Here is a 15,404-nt window from a genome sequence, read left to right as displayed (position 1 = left end):
GGCCGCGCCGGCCGTTTATCGGAGTCGTTATGTTCATTGGCGTTGTGTTTGCCCTGGCCGCCGGGCTGATGTGGGGACTGATTTTCGTCGGCCCGCTGCTGGTACCGGACTATCCCGCCGCGCTGCAGTCCACCGGGCGCTATCTGGCCTTTGGGCTGATCACCTTGCCGCTGGCCTGGTTCGATCGCCGCCGCCTGCGCAAGCTGCGGCGCCAGGATTGGCTGGAGGCGCTCAAGCTGACGGCCATCGGCAATCTGCTGTACTACCTGTGTTTGGCCAGCGCCATTCAGCGCACCGGCGCACCGGTGTCGACCATGATCATCGGCACCTTGCCGGTGGTGATCGCCATCTGCGCCAACCTGTTTTACGGCCGGCACGACGGGCGCCTGGCCTGGGGCAAGCTGGCGCCGGCGCTGCTGCTGATCGTCTGTGGATTGGCATGCGTGAACGTCGCCGAGCTGCGCGGCAATGCGGTATCGATCGACGGCTGGCGCTATCTGAGCGGTCTTGGGCTGGCCGTGTTGGCGGTGGCGTGCTGGACCTGGTTCCCGCTGCGCAATTCACGCTGGCTGCGGGAGAATCCGACGCAGCGGCCGGCCACCTGGGCCACGGCGCAGGGGCTGGTGACGCTGCCGCTGGCGCTGCTGGGCTATCTGGCGGTCTGCGGTCAGCTGGCGCTGAGCGAGCCGGCGTTCGCCTTGCCGTTCGGCCCACGCCCCGAGGTGTTTATTCCGCTGATGCTGATCATCGGCGTGTTCTGCTCCTGGCTGGGGGCGCTGTGCTGGAACGAAGCCAGCCAGCGGCTGCCGACGGTGTTGGTGGGGCCGCTCATCGTATTCGAAATTCTGGCGGGGCTGGCGTATACCTTTCTGCTGCGCCAGGCCTGGCCGCCGTTGCTGACGCTGGCGGGCATCGTCTGTTTGATCGCCGGCGTGGTGTACGCCATGCGCATCAAGCCGCAGCCGGTGGTGGTGGCGCTGGAGGAAAAGCAGGGGTGACGCCCGCCGCAGCGGCGGGCGCGAGGGTTAACGCTTGCTGTGGTGAATGATCTCTTCGGCCACGTTGCGCGGCGCTTCGGCGTAGTGGCTGAATTCCATGGTGTAGGTGGCGCGGCCCTGCGACATCGAACGCAGGGTGGTCGAGTAGCCGAACATCTCGGACAGCGGCACCTTGGCGCGAATTTCCTTGCCGCCGCCGCCCGGGATCTCTTCCATGCCCTGCACCAGACCGCGGCGTGAGGAGAGATCGCCCATCACGTTGCCGGCGTAATCCTCCGGCGTTTCCACCTCTACCGACATGATGGGCTCCAGGATCACCGGATCCGCCAGACGGCAAGCTTCCTTGAAGCCGAAGATCGCCGCCATGCGAAACGCCTGTTCCGACGAGTCGACGTCATGGTAAGAACCGAAGGTCAGGTGCACCTTGACGTCCACTACCTGATAACCGGCCAGCACGCCGTTGTTCAGCGCCTCGAGCACGCCTTTTTTCACCGCCGGGATAAACTCGCCCGGAATGACGCCGCCCTTGATCTCATCGAAGAACTCGAAGCCTTTGCCGGGTTCGTTCGGCTCGACGGTCAGCACCACATGGCCGTATTGCCCTTTACCGCCGGACTGGCGCACGAACTTGCCTTCCACGTCGGCCACCCGCTTGCGGATGGTTTCGCGGTACGACACCTGCGGCTTGCCGGTGGTGGTCTCCACCCCGAACTCACGGCGCATGCGATCGACGATAATCTCCAGGTGCAGCTCGCCCATGCCGTAGATAATGGTCTGGCCGGATTCTTCATCGGTGCGCACCCGGAACGACGGATCTTCCGAAGAGAGGCGCTGCAGCGCGATGCCCATTTTCTCCTGGTCGCCCTTGGTTTTCGGCTCGATCGCCTGGGCGATCACCGGCTCGGGGAAGGTCATGCGCTCCAGCGTGATGATGGCGCCGGGATCGCACAGCGTATCGCCGGTGGTGACGTCCTTCAGGCCAACGCAGGCGGCGATGTCGCCGGCGTGCAGCTCGTCGATGTCCTTACGATCGTTGGCGTGCATTTGCACGATCCGGCCGATGCGCTCCTTTTTGCCTTTGATCGGGTTGTAAACGCTGCTGCCTTTGGCCAGTACCCCGGAATAGACGCGCACGAAGGTGAGTTGGCCGACGAACGGGTCGGTCATCAGCTTAAACGCCAGCGCCGAGAATTTTTCGTTGTCGTCGGCTTTGCGAGTGATGATTTCATCGTGTTCGCCGTGGCCCTCCATCGGCGGCACATCGAGCGGCGAGGGCATCAGCTCGATCACCGCGTCCAGCATGCGCTGCACCCCTTTGTTGCGGAACGCCGATCCGCACAGCATCGGTTGGATTTCACCGGCGACGGTGCGCACCCGCAGCCCGTGGACGATCTCCTCTTCGCTCAGCGGCATCTGGTTGAGGTATTTCTCCATCAGTTCTTCCGAGGCTTCGGCGGCGGCCTCAATCATGTTTTCACGCCACTCCTGCGCCGAATCGCGCAGCTCTGCCGGGATCTCTTCGAAGCTGAAGTTCATGCCCTGCGAGGCTTCGTCCCACAGAATGGCCTTCATCCGCACCAGATCCACCACGCCGCTGAAGTGATCTTCGGCGCCGATAGGGATAACGATCGGCACCGGGTTGGCTTTCAGGCGCTCGATCATCATTTTGCGCACGCGGAAAAAATCCGCGCCGATGCGGTCCATCTTGTTGACGAACGCCAGCCGCGGCACCTTGTACTTGTTGGCCTGGCGCCAGACGGTTTCCGACTGCGGCTGCACGCCGCCCACCGAGTCATAGACCATCACGGCGCCGTCCAACACGCGCATCGAACGTTCCACTTCAATGGTGAAATCGACGTGCCCGGGGGTATCGATGATATTGATGCGGTGCTGCGGATAGTTATGCTGCATGCCGTTCCAGAAGCAGGTGGTGGCCGCCGAGGTGATGGTGATGCCGCGCTCCTGTTCCTGCGCCATCCAGTCCATGGTCGCCGCGCCGTCATGCACTTCACCCAGCTTGTGGCTGACCCCGGTGTAAAACAGAATCCGCTCGGTGGTGGTGGTCTTGCCGGCATCGATATGCGCGGAGATGCCGATATTGCGGTAACGTTCGATAGGGGTGGTGCGAGCCATAATCAACCTTTCTTAGCCGCGTGAAGGAGAGCGGCTTAAACAGCATGGATAATGGTGATAATCCTCATAGGGTTATCCGTCGGATCGCAGAGCCTCGCTCTGGTCACAAACTAATCGTAGTTGAAGGCGTTGGTTTTTTTAAGCGATGGCTGTGATAGATGAAAGTTTGCACGCAGGCGAAAAAAAGGCCCGTAACGGGCCTGTTGTCGAGCGGCGCGTTCGCCGCTTATTTGCGTCCCAGCAGGAAGCCGAAAACGATGCCGACCGCCGCCGCAACGGCCACGCCGGCCAGCGGGTTGGCTTCCACCTGCGTTCTTACGCTGTCCGCGGCGTCTCGGGCGGCATAGCTGGCCTGGGAGGCGTATTTGCGCGCCGCGCCGCGCACCTGATGCTCCGGCGAATCAACGGCTTTGCCGAACGCTTCTTCTACCGCGCCTGCGGCTTCATTGGCTTTGTCTTCCGCTTTTCCAAACATGCTGCTCTCCTGTTCCTTGTGGGATAATGAACCCTAAGCCTAGCAGGCAAACGACGTTTTTTGCAGCATTCTGTGTGTTATAAGAGCAATCCGAGCAGAGAAAAGTCTTGCCGGGCGCGCGGTGACGGCTTCACCCGCGCGGCTTTTTGTGTTCTATTGGCTAGCGGTTTAACCGGGTACCGTTACCCTTTGACCGATTCGTTGAGTTGAAAGGACTCCCCATGTCAGTACTGCGTATTCTGGCGCTGCTCGCCGCGACTGCCGCCGCGTTGCCCGCTCAGGCTAAGCCTGCGCTCCACGGGGCGGCGGCCGGAAACGGCATTCGTTGGCAATCTTGTCTCAACAGCGGCTTTCAGCGCTGGTTCGATGAGGCGCCGCCGCCGGGGCTGCGCTGCGGCTATCTCGAGGTGCCGCTGGCGTACGCCACGCCGCCCGCTCATGCGGCGCAGGCGGGCGAACAGACCGTGCGCCTGGCGCTGACCCTGCTGCCCGCCACCGGGCCGAAAAAGGGCAGCGTGGTGACGATCAGCGGCGGGCCGGGCCTGCCGGGCATCAACCCCTATTTAGGCAACGACGCCCACGTCGCCAGGCTGCGTAAATCCTACGACATCATCGGTTACGATCCGCGCGGCGTCGGCCAATCGACGCCGAAAATCTCCTGCCAGCTGGCTGAAGGTGACGAACTCCCTGAACCGGACGACAACGACGTGGCCGGCGCGGAGAACCAGACGCGCGCCCTGATTGCCGCCTGCATCAAACAGACCGGCGCGGACGTGCTGCAACATATCGGCACCGACGAAGCGGTCAACGATCTGAACGCGATCCGCCACGCGCTGGGCGAGCCAGGGCTGACGGCGGTGGCGTACTCTTACGGCACCAAGGTGGCGGCGCTGTATGCCGAGCGTTTTCCGAAGAAAACGCGCGCGCTGGTGCTGGACGGGGTGGTGGATCTGGCTGAGGACGATTTCACCCAGCGGCTAAACCAGGAACGGGGTTTCCAGCAAAGCTTCCTGCGCTTCGCCGCCTACTGCGGTAAAACCGACAGCTGTCAGCTGGGCGGCGGCGCCAATCAGGCGCTGCAGCGCTATCACGCCTTGCTGCGCAAGCTGCACGAGCAGCCGTTCGTCACTGCGGCAGGCTATGAAATCTCCGCCGACGACGTGCTGACGGTCACGCGTTCGCTGTTATTGTGGCCGGAGCGCTGGCATGAGCTGGCCACCGTGCTGCGCCAGCTCGATGCCGGCATCGCCGGGCAGCAGGTTTCCGATCTGATCGACGAAAGCTATTCACCGGATGCCGATGACGCCCTGAACGTCATCACCTGCGCCGACGTCGCCAACCCGACGGCCGATCCGCAGCAGTTGCGCCGGCAGCGGCAGGAGATCAATACCGCCGCTTTGTATGCCCACTATCTGCCGCTGCACGAATACCCGCTGGAAATGTGCGATCTGTGGCCGTACCGCGGCAAAGATCGGCCGCACACCCCGGCGGCGTCCGCCGCGCTGCCGCCGCTGCTGTTCGTCGCCCAGCGCTACGATCCGACCACCCCGTACCGCAACGCGCAAGTGATGGCCGCCGCCTTTAAAAGCCCGCTGATCACCCGCGAACGCGACGGGCATACGCTGGCGCTGAACGGCATCGACAGCTGCGTTGACGAAAGCGTGGTGGATTATCTGCTGGCGCCGAAAAAGCCGCGCCGCGACAAGATTTGCCGCTGAGAAGGCCGGGGAGCAGCCCGGCCTTAAGTGAGTCAGCCGGCGAAAATATGCGCCTGGCCCATCACGTTGAGAGTGACCTGAGAACCGGGCTGCAGGCCTTCGCGGCTGACGGTTTTGATCTCGATTTGCGCGCCGCCGGCGACCATCCGCAGGTTGAGCGTAGAGACGAAGCCGGCGAAATCAATGCCGGTGATCACCGCCTGGCCGCGCTGCGCCGGATCTGACAAGCCGATTTGAATCTGCTCCGGGCGCAGCATGATGCGCGCCGGGCCGCTGCGTTGGCGATCGTCGACGGCGATGCGCCCCAGTGCGCAGTCGGCCCAGCCGTGCGCCAGTTCGGCGGTCAACACCAGCGTTTCGCCAAGGAAGCTGGCGGTCGGTTCATCGACCGGGCGCAGATAAAGATCCTGCGGCGCGCCCACCTGCGCCAGCCGGCCATTGCGCATCACCGCCACCTGATCGGCGAACGACAGCGCCTCGCTCTGATCGTGGGTGACCAGGATCGACGCTACTTTGGCCTCCGTCAGCAGTTCGGCCACCGCTTTTCGGGTGGCGGCGCGCAGGCCGGTATCCAGCGCCGAGAACGGCTCGTCCAGCAGCATCAGCCGGGGTTGCTGCGACAGAGCGCGCGCCAGCGCGACCCGCTGCTGCTGCCCGCCGGACAGTTCATGCGGCCACAGGGCCGCCAGACGGCGATCCAGCGCCACCATCTCCATTAACGCCTCGATGCGATGCTGTTTCTCGCGTTTGCTGCCCTTGAGGCCAAAACCGATGTTGCCGGCGACGGTAAAGTGCGGGAACAGCGCGCCATCCTGCGGAACGAAGCCGATGCCGCGCAGATGCGCAGGCACCCAGCCGCCGCCGTTGCCCATGGCTTGCCCCTGCAGCAGGATCTGGCCGCCGTCGGGGATTTCAAAGCCGGCGATGATGCGCAGCAGAGTGGTTTTGCCGGAGCCGGAAGGGCCGACGATCGCCGTGCGGCTGCCGGCGGTAACCTGCAGGTCAATGTGTTCCAGCACTCTGATGGCGTTGTAAGATTTTCCGATACCGTGCAGTTCGAGCGTGCTCATAGTCCCGCCGTGCGTTTAGATTGAGAATAAAGAAGCCAGGTGAGCGGCAGCGACAGCGCCACCATAATCAGCGCATAAGGCGCGGCGGCGACGTAGTCGATCTCGCTGGTCAGCGCCCAGAAGCCGGTGGCCAGCGTGCGGGTGCCGTTCGGCGCCAGCAGCAGCGTGGCGGTCAGTTCATTGGCGATCGCCAGGAATACCAGCGCCGCGCCCGCAGCGGCGCCCGGCGCCGCCAGCCGCAGCGTGGTGCTCCACAACGCCTGCGCCGGCGATTTGCCCAGGCTGCGCGCCACGTTTTCCAACTCCACCGGCGCCTGCGCGATGCCGGCGCGCAGATTGATCAGCGCCCGCGGCATAAACATCAGCAGATACGCCAGCAGCAGGGTGATTTCGGTCTGGTAAATCGGCCGGAAGCTGTGAATGGTGATGGTCACCAGCGCCAGCGCCACCACGATGCCGGGCAGCGAACTGGTCACGTAGTTGCAGCCTTCCAGCACCCGATACAGCCGGGCCGGATAGCGCACCGACAGCCAGGCCATCGGAATGGCGCACAGCGTGATCAGCAGCGCGCCAGAGGCGGACAGCGACAGCGTTTGCCACAGCGCGGGCCACAGATCGGCGTTGCGCCACACCTCGAATCCACCCAGCCACAGCCAGCGGGCCAGGGTGATGAAAGGCACGCCCAACGCCAGCGCAGTCAGCGCGATCGGCAGCAGCAGCGCCAGCGCGGCGAGCGGCGGCGAAAGGCGGCGCGGCGTTTGGCTGCGGGCGCTGCCGGAACCGACGCGGGCATAGCGCGCGCGGCCACGGCTTATCGCCTCAAGCAACAGCAGCCCCAGGCAGCACAGCACCAACACGCCGGCCAGCATGTTGGCCGCCGGGCCGTTGAAGGTCGACTGGAACTGATCGAAGATCGCGGTGGTGAAGGTATCGAAACGGATCATGGCGTACAGGCCATACTCCGCCAGCAGGTGCAACGCGATCAGCAGCGAGCCGCCCCAGACCGCCAGTTTCAGCTGCGGCAATACCACGCGGAAAAACACCGCCGGCGGCCGGGAGCCGAGTGAGGTGGCGACGTCCTCGATACCGGGATCCAAGCGACGCAGCACGGCGGCGGCAGGCAGGTAGATAAACGGGAAGTAAGCGAGCACCGAGATGAAAACGCCTGCGCCCAGGCCGTGCATCGACGGCACCAGGCTGATCCAGGCATAGCTTTGCACGAAGGCCGGCACCGCCAGCGGCGCGGTCGCCAATACCGCCCAGAGACGGCGGCCCGGCAGCGTGGTGCGTTCGGTCAACCAGGCCAGGGCCACGCCCAGCACGGCGCAAATCGGCAGCGTCAGCACCACCAGCAACAAAGTATTCAACAGCAGTTCCGCCACGCGTGGGCGGAAAACCAGTGCTTTGACCGTTTGCCAGCCGGTTTCAACCGCCACGCCGATAACGAACCCCAGCGGCAACAGCGCCAGCAGCGACAGCAACACGGCGCTGACCACCACGATCGCCCCTGGCCGCGGGTGATGGGGGACAACAGAATAACGCCGCGCGGTCTGCGCGGCGTGGGTACTCAGGTTTGACATAACGATCAAAAACTCTCGGTTTGCCGGCGGGCCTTACAGCAGGCCGGCCTCGGTCATCAGTTCGACAACTTTCTTACTGTTCAACTGCGCGGCGTCTACCTTCGGCGCGTCCAGATCTTTCAGCGGCACCAGTTTCGGGTTGGAGGCCGCGCCGACGCCGACGGCGTATTCGAAGGCGTTGTTGGTGCGCAGGATCTCCTGGCCCTGTTTGCCGGTGATCCACTTGATGAACGCCTGCGCCTGCTGCTGATGCTTGCTGGAAGCCAGCACGCCGCCGCCGGAGATGCTGACGAAGGCGCCCGGATCCTGATGTTTGAAGTAATACAGCTTGATGTTGTTGCTGTTCTCGCCGGTTTTAGCGCCGTCCACGAACGGGTAGTAGTGATAGATCACGCCGCTGTCGATCTGGCCGGCATTGACCGCTTTCATCACCGTGCTGTTGCCTTTATAGGCGGTAAAGTTGGTTTTCATCGCTTTCAGCCAGTCCAGCGTGGCTTTCTCGCCTTTCAGCTCCAGCAGCGCGCTGACGATCGCCTGGAAATCGGCGCCCGACGGCGAAGCGGCCCAGCGGCCTTTCCATTCCGGCTTGGCCAGATCCAGCAGTGATTTCGGCAGCTGCGCGTCGCTCAGTTTGGCCGGGTTATAAACAAACACGGTAGAGCGGGCGGCGATGCCGATCCAGCGGCCGTGGCTTGGGCGATATTGTGGTTCCACCTGCGCCAGCGTGGCGGCGTCCAGCGGGGCGAACAGCTTGGCGTTATCCACCAACACCATCGCCGGGGAGTTTTCCGTCAGAAACACGTCGGCAGGTGAAGCGCTGCCTTCCTGTACCAGTTGGTTGCCCAGTTCGCTGTCGCCGCCGTTGCGCAGCGTCACCTTGATGCCGGTGTCTTTGGTAAATCCGTCGACCCAGGATTTCACCAGATTTTCATGCTGGGCGTTATAAATAACGATGCCCTGGTCGGCAGAGGCCGCCTGAGCGCCAAAGGCCAGCATCATCGAGGAGGCGAGCAGGGCGACGGGGCCGAGAGATGAAATACGCAGCTTCATGCAGTTATCCTTTTTAGCGTTCGAATGAAGAAAACGAATATCGCCTGGCGAGCGCAAGCAGGCCGATTTTAGCCAAGAACATCAATAATGATAGTGAAAACGATTCGTATTAAATTATTTTTGACGATCGCTCACAAAATGAATTGTCCTAAGGATAAGTTAAGCTTCGGCTGGAATAATCTGTATTGATTGCCTGAATTTATGTCACCGCCGGTTCACGGCGTTCCTGACGGCAATGCCGGTCTCCGCGTTTATCCTCGTGTTTTTCATCGTTCTGTCGCCAGTACTTCTTTGATAATGAAAGAAATTCAACACCGCTTTTGGTTATGACTCATAGCGATTAATGATTTAATTTATTCCACTGCCTCATTGCATATTAAACGCGATAAAACACTAATCATGGATATCGAAGTGAAATATTCATTTAATGGCAAGAAACTGGCTGGTTTAATCCTCCTGGCTTTTAACGCTACGGCTGCCCATGCCGCCGAGGTGCCGGCAGGCGTTAAACTGGCGGCGGTGCAAGAACTGGTGCGCGCCAACGGGTATGAGCCGGCGACGCTGGATCCAAACCTGGCCGAAAGCAATGTGGAGTTCTACATCTTCAACGATCTGTTCGAAGGCTTGCTGCGCGTCGGAAAAGACGGTGAAGTGATCCCGGCACTGGCGCAGACGTGGGAGCATCAGGGCAACGTCTGGACTTTCCATCTGCGGCCGCAGGCCAAATGGTCGAACGGCGATCCGGTGACCGCCGACGATTTTGTATACAGTTGGCGGCGCCTCACCGATCCGAAAACCGCCTCGCCGTACGGCAGCTATCTGGCTTCGGCCTACGTGCTGAATGCGGCGGCGATCAACGCCGGCAGCAAACCGCCGAGCGAGCTGGGCGTCAAGGCGCTGGATGCGCACACTCTGCAGGTGACGCTGTCGGAGCCTAATTCCTATCTGCTCAAGCAACTGGTGCATTTCCCGGTTTTGCCGGTTAACCGCAAGGTGGTGGAGCAGTACGGCAAAAACTGGACGCAGCCGGCGCACTTTGTCGGCAACGGGGCGTTCCGCCTCAGCCAGTGGGTGGTGAACGAAAAGGTGGTGGTGGAACGTAACCCGCAGTATTGGGATAACGCCAATACCGTGCTCAACAAGGTCACCTTCTTGCCGATCCAGGGCTTCCCTGAAGTGGCGCGTTTTCGCGCCGGTGAGGTTGAATTGGGGTATACCACGCCGCCGGAGCTGTATCAGCAGCTGAAAAAAACGCTCGGCGAGCAACAGCTGGTAACCTATCCGCTGCTCTCCACCAGCTATTTCGCCTTCAACAACCGCCAGGCGCCGTTTAACGACGTGCGGGTGCGCCAGGCGCTGAACCTGGCGCTGGACAAAGAGATTATCGCCGGCAAAGTGTTGGGATACGGCCAGCAGCCGGCCTGGACCTTTACCCCAACCGGGGCGGGCGGCTATAGCCTGCAGCCCGGCGCCGCGGCCGGTTTGACGCCGGAACAACGCCACGCCCAGGCGAAGCAACTGCTGGCGCAGGCCGGTTTCAACGCCGAGCATCCGCTGCGCTTTACCGTGCTGTACAGCAACGACGCCACCATCAAGAAGATCGTCATCGCCGCCGCCGCCATGTGGAAAAAGAACCTCGGCGCAGAGGCCACTTTGCAAAGCCAGGAGCGCAAAGTCACGCTGGACAATATCAACCGCGGGCAGTACGGCGTGGCCTTTACCCGCTGGCTGGCGGATTACAACGATCCGTCTACTTTCCTGAACGTGTTCCGTTCCGACAGCAGCGAGAACAGCCCCAAATACCGCAATCCGGAGTACGATCGCATTCTGCATCAGGCGACGGCGGCGCCGACACCGCAGCAGGTGCAGCAGTATTTCCAGCAGGCCGAGGCGGTGCTGGCCGTCGATACGCCGGTCGCGCCGGTGTACTACGAAGCCAACGCCACGCTCATCAAACCTTACGTGAAGGGGATCGACTTTACTCGTCAGGGCGCCTTATACGATAAAAACGTCTACATTCTCGAACACTGAAAAATAAAAAACGGCTGATTTATATCAGCCGTTTTTATAAATGGCCGTTTAATTAACATTATCCTAAATACTCCATAAACGACGGGCAATCTTTTCTTTCCGCCGGATAAAACAACGCCTATACTGCGCCGGTAGTTTATATGCAGTATCTCGTTTGGCGAGGCTCCTATACAAACACAGGTTACTGATCTGACGACATCGAGAGATGCCCAAGGTTAAGACAGGCTTTATCGGATTAAGGTTCAGCCCAAAGTAACTTCCGAGCAACAACTCGGATACGTTGTATAGTGCTAAAACCTGGACGCGGAGATAGGCAGTCTGCACTCCCTCTGTGGTTACGCCCCTATGCGATTCGCTGTTGAAGTTCACAACAGAAATAGGGACTGACAAAATGATCAAGTCACATCAACACTATTCTTCTCCGGCGCTGAACGCGACTGAAACTCTCGACGAGACTTCGGTCGCCGGTTATATGAACGCCGATTTTATTACCGTTCCCGCAACGATGACGGTCAATCATGCCCGGGAATATTTACTTTCGCAGCTCAAAACGGACGAAATTCCCAGCCGGGTATTTATTACCGCGGACGATTATCATCTGCGCGGCACACTGTCGGTGAAAAAACTGTTGCAGTGCGAAGAACAGGATAAAGCCGTCGGCGTAATGATGGATTACAGCTATTTCCAGGTTTCACCCGACGATGACCGTAACGACGTGGCGCATCTGCTGGGCAAAGGCGGTTTGGACGTGGTGCCGGTGGTGGCCAATAACACGCTGGTCGGCGTACTGGGCGAGCGTGAGATCGCCCGGCTGGTCGAGGATGAAAACACCGAGGATGCACAACGCCAAGGCGCGAGCCTGCCGCTGGACAAGCCTTATCTGGAGACCAGCCCGTGGGCGCTGTGGCGCAAACGCTCGGTGTGGCTGCTGATGTTGTTCGTGGCCGAAGCCTACACCGGCAACGTACTGAAAGCGTTTGAAGATCAGCTTGAAGCGGCGATTGCGCTGGCGTTCTTCATCCCGTTGCTGATCGGCACCGGCGGCAACAGCGGCACCCAGATCACCTCGACGCTGGTGCGCGCCATGGCGCTGGGCGAGGTCAGCCTGCGCAACCTGGGCGCGGTGATCCGCAAGGAGGTCACGACCTCGCTGCTGATCGCCGTCACCATCGGTCTGGCGGCCTGGGTGCGCGCCTGGATCATGGGCGTCGGCATGGAGGTGACGCTGGTGGTCAGCCTGTCGCTGGTGGCGATCACCGTGTGGAGCGCCATTGTTTCGTCGATCATCCCGATGCTGCTGAAACGTCTCGGCATCGATCCTGCCGTGGTGTCGGCGCCGTTTATCGCCACCTTTATCGATGGCACCGGCCTGATTATTTATTTCAAAATCGCCCAGCACGTTTTGGGTATTTAAACCGCTCCGCCCGTAAAGGGCGGAAATGTGACAAACCTGAGGAGGACGTTAAAAACCATGGACGCCGACCAACCCCGATATTTAACGCAAGGGGATTTTATCGATAACATTTAACCTGAGGACAAAATAATGGGAAACATGACTATTTTTATGGGATTCCTGGCAATGATCAGCTCGTTGGGCCTGTTGGCGGCCTATATGAGCACCAAATGGGATGATTGATGAACGCTAAAGATCCGCCTAGATGCATCCTCCCCGTAACCGCTATTTATTATGGGGAGGATTTAGCGGCGCGCTGAACGCGCGGCCTGATACGGGAGTTGATAATAATGACGATTCTTATTCTGGGATTGCTCTACGCCATTTTAATGATTTCGGTGGGGGTGAATGAGATTTATTTTTATTCCACCGGAAAATCCAATTTTCTTACTAGCCTCATGCTGACTTTCTCTGGCAGTATGCTGCTGATCGCCTTTGTCTGGCAATTATCCTCTAAAGTAAAAAAATAAATCACCGTCCGAATGTGAGCAGCATCATGCAAAATGAAAAACAGGCCGTGGCCAGAAACTCGATGATCACCAGCGGGTTGCTGGCCACGGGCAAATTCGTCGCCGGCATTTTTACCGGCAGTATTGGCCTGATATCCGAAGGGATCCACTCTTTCACCGATTTTATCGCCACCAGCATCACCTGGCTGGCGGTGCGCATCAGCGATAAACCCGCCGATGACGATCACCACTTCGGCCACGGCAAGGTGGAAAACCTGGCGGCGCTGTTCGAGGTGTTGCTGTTGCTCGGCGCCGCCGGTTGGATCGTCTACGAGGCGGGCAGCAGCCTGTTTGGGCAGCCGCATGAGATCGTCGCGGCGCCGGTGGTGATCGCCGTGCTGCTGATTTCCATCTGCGTCGATTTTTTCCGCGTGCGGGCGCTCAACCGCGTCGCTAAAGCGACTGACAGCGCGGCGCTGGAAGCGGATGCGCTGCATTTCTTCTCCGACATGCTTTCGTCCGGCGTGGTGCTGCTGGGCATGGTGTTTGTGCTGCTGGGATTTGGCCGTGCGGACGCCATCGCCGCGCTGATCGTCGCCGGTTTTATCTTTGTCGCGGCAATCAAACTGGGTAAACGCTCCTTCGACTCGCTGATGGATGCCGCGCCGGCCGGAGCCACCGAGGCGATTCGCGCCACGCTGGACAGCCTCCCGGCGGTGCTGGCCTGCGACAGCGTGCGCATTCGCAACGCCGGCGCCGTACTGTTTGTCGAGATCACGGTGGCGGTGTGCCGCACCTTGCCGCTGGAACGCATCGATGCGCTCAAGCGAGAAATCGTCGAACGACTGCGGGAGCAGTATGCCAAGGCGGAGTTTACCGTCATCGCGGTGCCGCAGACCCGCAGCGACGAAGACATGGCGACGCGCATTCGGGCGATCGCCGCCAATCACGGCGCGCAGGTGCAGAACGTCACCTTGCAGCAGTTGCCGACGCGCATGGCGATCGGCATGGATTTGGCGGTGCCGGCCAACGCCAGCGTGGCGCAGGCGCATGATATCGCCACGGAGATAGAAGGGATCCTGCGTCAGGCGATCGGCGAGGACACCGAGATAGAGACCCATCTGGAACCGCAGACGCCGCACTGGCTGGCCAGCGAGGATGTTTCCGCCGCCGAGCTGGCCGATATCCGGCTGATTTTGCAGTCGGCGCTGGAGCAGGGGGATAAGGTACAAGACGTGCACAACATCCGGGCGCGCAGAACCGCCGGCGGCGGCATCGTCAACTTCCACTGCCGGGTGTCGCCGGCGGTAACCATCGCCGCCGCGCACGATGCGGTCGATCGGGTCGAGCGGCGGCTGCGCGCGCTTTATCCGGCCATCTCACGCGCGATAGGGCACGTCGAGCCGATCAAGCCCGGCGTTTGAATCAGCTCGGCCAATTGCGGATAGAGCGCCGCGTTGGCCAGCAGCAGCGGGTTGCCGCGTCGCAGCCCGTTGTGGTGCATAAAGTCATTCGCCACGCCGCCGGCTTCGCGCGTCAGCACCAGCCCTGGCAGGCTGTCCCAGGCGTTCATATGCGGTTCGTAATAGCCTAGCAGGCGCCCGGCGGCCACCTGGGCGGTCATCAGCGCGCCGGAACCATTGCGCACAAACATGCCGCCCGCCTGCAGCAGGCGACAGAGAAAGCCGCTGAATTCCGCCGCCGAAGCGCGTGGTGAGATCCCAACGCCCATCACGCCATCCGCGACGCTGCGCCCGGCATGCACGCCGATCGGTTCCCCGTTGAGGAAGGCGCCTTGGCCGCGGCAGGCGCGGAACATCTCGCGGTGGTTGGGATCGTAGACCACGCCGATCGTTGGCTCACCGTCGATCACCACGCCTATCGCGATACACCAGGTATGCAGCCCGTTCAGGAAGCAGGCGGTGCCGTCAATCGGATCGACCACCCAAATACAGGCAGCATTATCGCCGCTGCTGCCGCTCTCTTCGCCGAGAAACCCGTCCTGGGGAAACCGACGGTTGATCATACGGCGGATCAGCGCCTCGACTCGGCGGTCGGCCTCGCTGACCACGTCCTGCAGCCCCTGTTTAAACTCGACGGCCAGGCTTTGCCGGCGTTGATAAAAGCTGAAGGCGAGATCGGCGGCGGCGCGGGCGATCTCACGCGCGAAGCGGTAGCGCGCCTCGATGTCCCGTGGAGAGAGTGATGTCATGGAGTGCCTGATAACGAAAAAAAGAATGGCAGTAGCCTGCCAGAGAATGATGAAAGTAATGTGTCGCTCAGCGCTGCGGATAACAAAAGCGCCGCGTGTCGCGCCTCAAGCCGGCGGCGGCACGCGGTTTTTGCAAAGAGGAAAAAACAGGCCGCCGGGCGGCCTTTATACCCTTGCCGGGTTGGCAGAGATCACCGAATAAAAAACAAGGAAAATCAATTTATTGATTTTCGGC

13 protein-coding genes and 1 riboswitch are annotated in these 15,404 nt (G+C 61.0%); of the genes, 7 read left to right on the top strand and 6 right to left on the bottom strand.

Annotated features, from left to right (window positions below):
• The first annotated feature begins 29 nt into the window (after nucleotides 1–29).
• Nucleotides 30–998 (top strand): DMT family transporter, encoded by a 969-nt coding sequence (locus tag WFM45_RS08570; protein ID WP_033632979.1) that lies wholly within the window; start codon nucleotides 30–32, stop codon nucleotides 996–998.
• A gap of 27 nt (nucleotides 999–1,025) precedes the next feature.
• Here the strand turns inward: WFM45_RS08570 and fusA are convergent, their stop codons facing one another.
• Both fusA and WFM45_RS08560 read right to left on the bottom strand, forming a co-directional pair.
• Nucleotides 1,026–3,131, bottom strand: a complete 2,106-nt coding sequence (fusA, locus tag WFM45_RS08565) for an elongation factor G (protein ID WP_103085303.1) — start codon at nucleotides 3,129–3,131, stop codon at nucleotides 1,026–1,028.
• Nucleotides 3,132–3,357: 226 nt separating this feature from the next.
• A complete protein-coding gene (locus tag WFM45_RS08560; RefSeq protein ID WP_004938127.1) occupies nucleotides 3,358–3,606 on the bottom strand; it encodes a glycine zipper domain-containing protein in 249 nt (82 codons plus the stop codon).
• A 221-nt stretch (nucleotides 3,607–3,827) separates the two neighbouring features.
• Between WFM45_RS08560 and WFM45_RS08555 the strand changes: the two genes are divergently transcribed.
• Nucleotides 3,828–5,324 carry an alpha/beta hydrolase gene (locus WFM45_RS08555; protein WP_336955168.1) on the top strand — a complete coding sequence of 499 codons (1,497 nt, stop codon included), beginning with the start codon at nucleotides 3,828–3,830 and terminating at the stop codon, nucleotides 5,322–5,324.
• 32 nt (nucleotides 5,325–5,356) lie between these two features.
• Here WFM45_RS08555 and WFM45_RS08550 read toward each other — a convergent pair whose 3' ends face one another.
• The 3 genes from WFM45_RS08550 to WFM45_RS08540 are packed head-to-tail and all read right to left on the bottom strand — an operon-like array spanning nucleotide 5,357 to nucleotide 9,024.
• The gene (locus WFM45_RS08550; protein ID WP_021503743.1) at nucleotides 5,357–6,394 is read right to left on the bottom strand and encodes an ABC transporter ATP-binding protein; all 1,038 of its coding nucleotides are present in this window, start codon (nucleotides 6,392–6,394) and stop codon (nucleotides 5,357–5,359) included.
• On the bottom strand, nucleotides 6,391–7,974 hold the full coding sequence (locus WFM45_RS08545; protein WP_033632983.1) for an ABC transporter permease: 1,584 nt from the start codon (nucleotides 7,972–7,974) through the stop codon (nucleotides 6,391–6,393). Before WFM45_RS08545 ends, WFM45_RS08550 begins: the two co-directional genes overlap by 4 nt.
• Before the next feature lie 33 nt (nucleotides 7,975–8,007).
• Nucleotides 8,008–9,024 (bottom strand): iron ABC transporter substrate-binding protein, encoded by a 1,017-nt coding sequence (locus WFM45_RS08540; protein ID WP_004938115.1) that lies wholly within the window; start codon nucleotides 9,022–9,024, stop codon nucleotides 8,008–8,010.
• Nucleotides 9,025–9,423: 399 nt separating this feature from the next.
• Between WFM45_RS08540 and WFM45_RS08535 the strand changes: the two genes are divergently transcribed.
• The 5 genes from WFM45_RS08535 to WFM45_RS08515 all read left to right on the top strand — a co-directional run bounded on the left by WFM45_RS08535 (nucleotide 9,424) and on the right by WFM45_RS08515 (nucleotide 14,381).
• Nucleotides 9,424–11,055: an ABC transporter substrate-binding protein gene (locus WFM45_RS08535; RefSeq protein WP_336955165.1), complete on the top strand. Its 1,632-nt coding sequence runs from the start codon at nucleotides 9,424–9,426 to the stop codon at nucleotides 11,053–11,055.
• Nucleotides 11,056–11,197: 142 nt separating this feature from the next.
• A riboswitch (M-box (ykoK) riboswitch) is annotated at nucleotides 11,198–11,371 on the top strand.
• A gap of 75 nt (nucleotides 11,372–11,446) precedes the next feature.
• Nucleotides 11,447–12,469 (top strand): magnesium transporter, encoded by a 1,023-nt coding sequence (locus tag WFM45_RS08530; protein WP_004938111.1) that lies wholly within the window; start codon nucleotides 11,447–11,449, stop codon nucleotides 12,467–12,469.
• Between the two features lie 129 nt (nucleotides 12,470–12,598).
• A complete protein-coding gene (mgtS, locus tag WFM45_RS08525; protein WP_004938109.1) occupies nucleotides 12,599–12,691 on the top strand; it encodes a protein MgtS in 93 nt (30 codons plus the stop codon).
• Nucleotides 12,692–12,798: 107 nt separating this feature from the next.
• A complete protein-coding gene (locus tag WFM45_RS08520; RefSeq protein ID WP_004938106.1) occupies nucleotides 12,799–12,978 on the top strand; it encodes a hypothetical protein in 180 nt (59 codons plus the stop codon).
• A 26-nt stretch (nucleotides 12,979–13,004) separates the two neighbouring features.
• Nucleotides 13,005–14,381 (top strand): cation diffusion facilitator family transporter, encoded by a 1,377-nt coding sequence (locus WFM45_RS08515; RefSeq protein ID WP_336955162.1) that lies wholly within the window; start codon nucleotides 13,005–13,007, stop codon nucleotides 14,379–14,381.
• Here WFM45_RS08515 and WFM45_RS08510 read toward each other — a convergent pair.
• A complete protein-coding gene (locus tag WFM45_RS08510; protein ID WP_250602319.1) occupies nucleotides 14,324–15,169 on the bottom strand; it encodes an inositol monophosphatase family protein in 846 nt (281 codons plus the stop codon). The genes WFM45_RS08515 and WFM45_RS08510 overlap by 58 nt on opposite strands.
• Nucleotides 15,170–15,404: the final 235 nt, after the last annotated feature.

The sequence above is a fragment of the Serratia sp. KG1D genome, assembly GCF_037150675.1.
In the GTDB taxonomy this organism is placed as follows: domain Bacteria; phylum Pseudomonadota; class Gammaproteobacteria; order Enterobacterales; family Enterobacteriaceae; genus Serratia; species Serratia nematodiphila.
The sequence above is the reverse complement of the archived record's forward strand: the minus strand, read 5'-3'. Positions and strand labels throughout refer to the sequence as shown.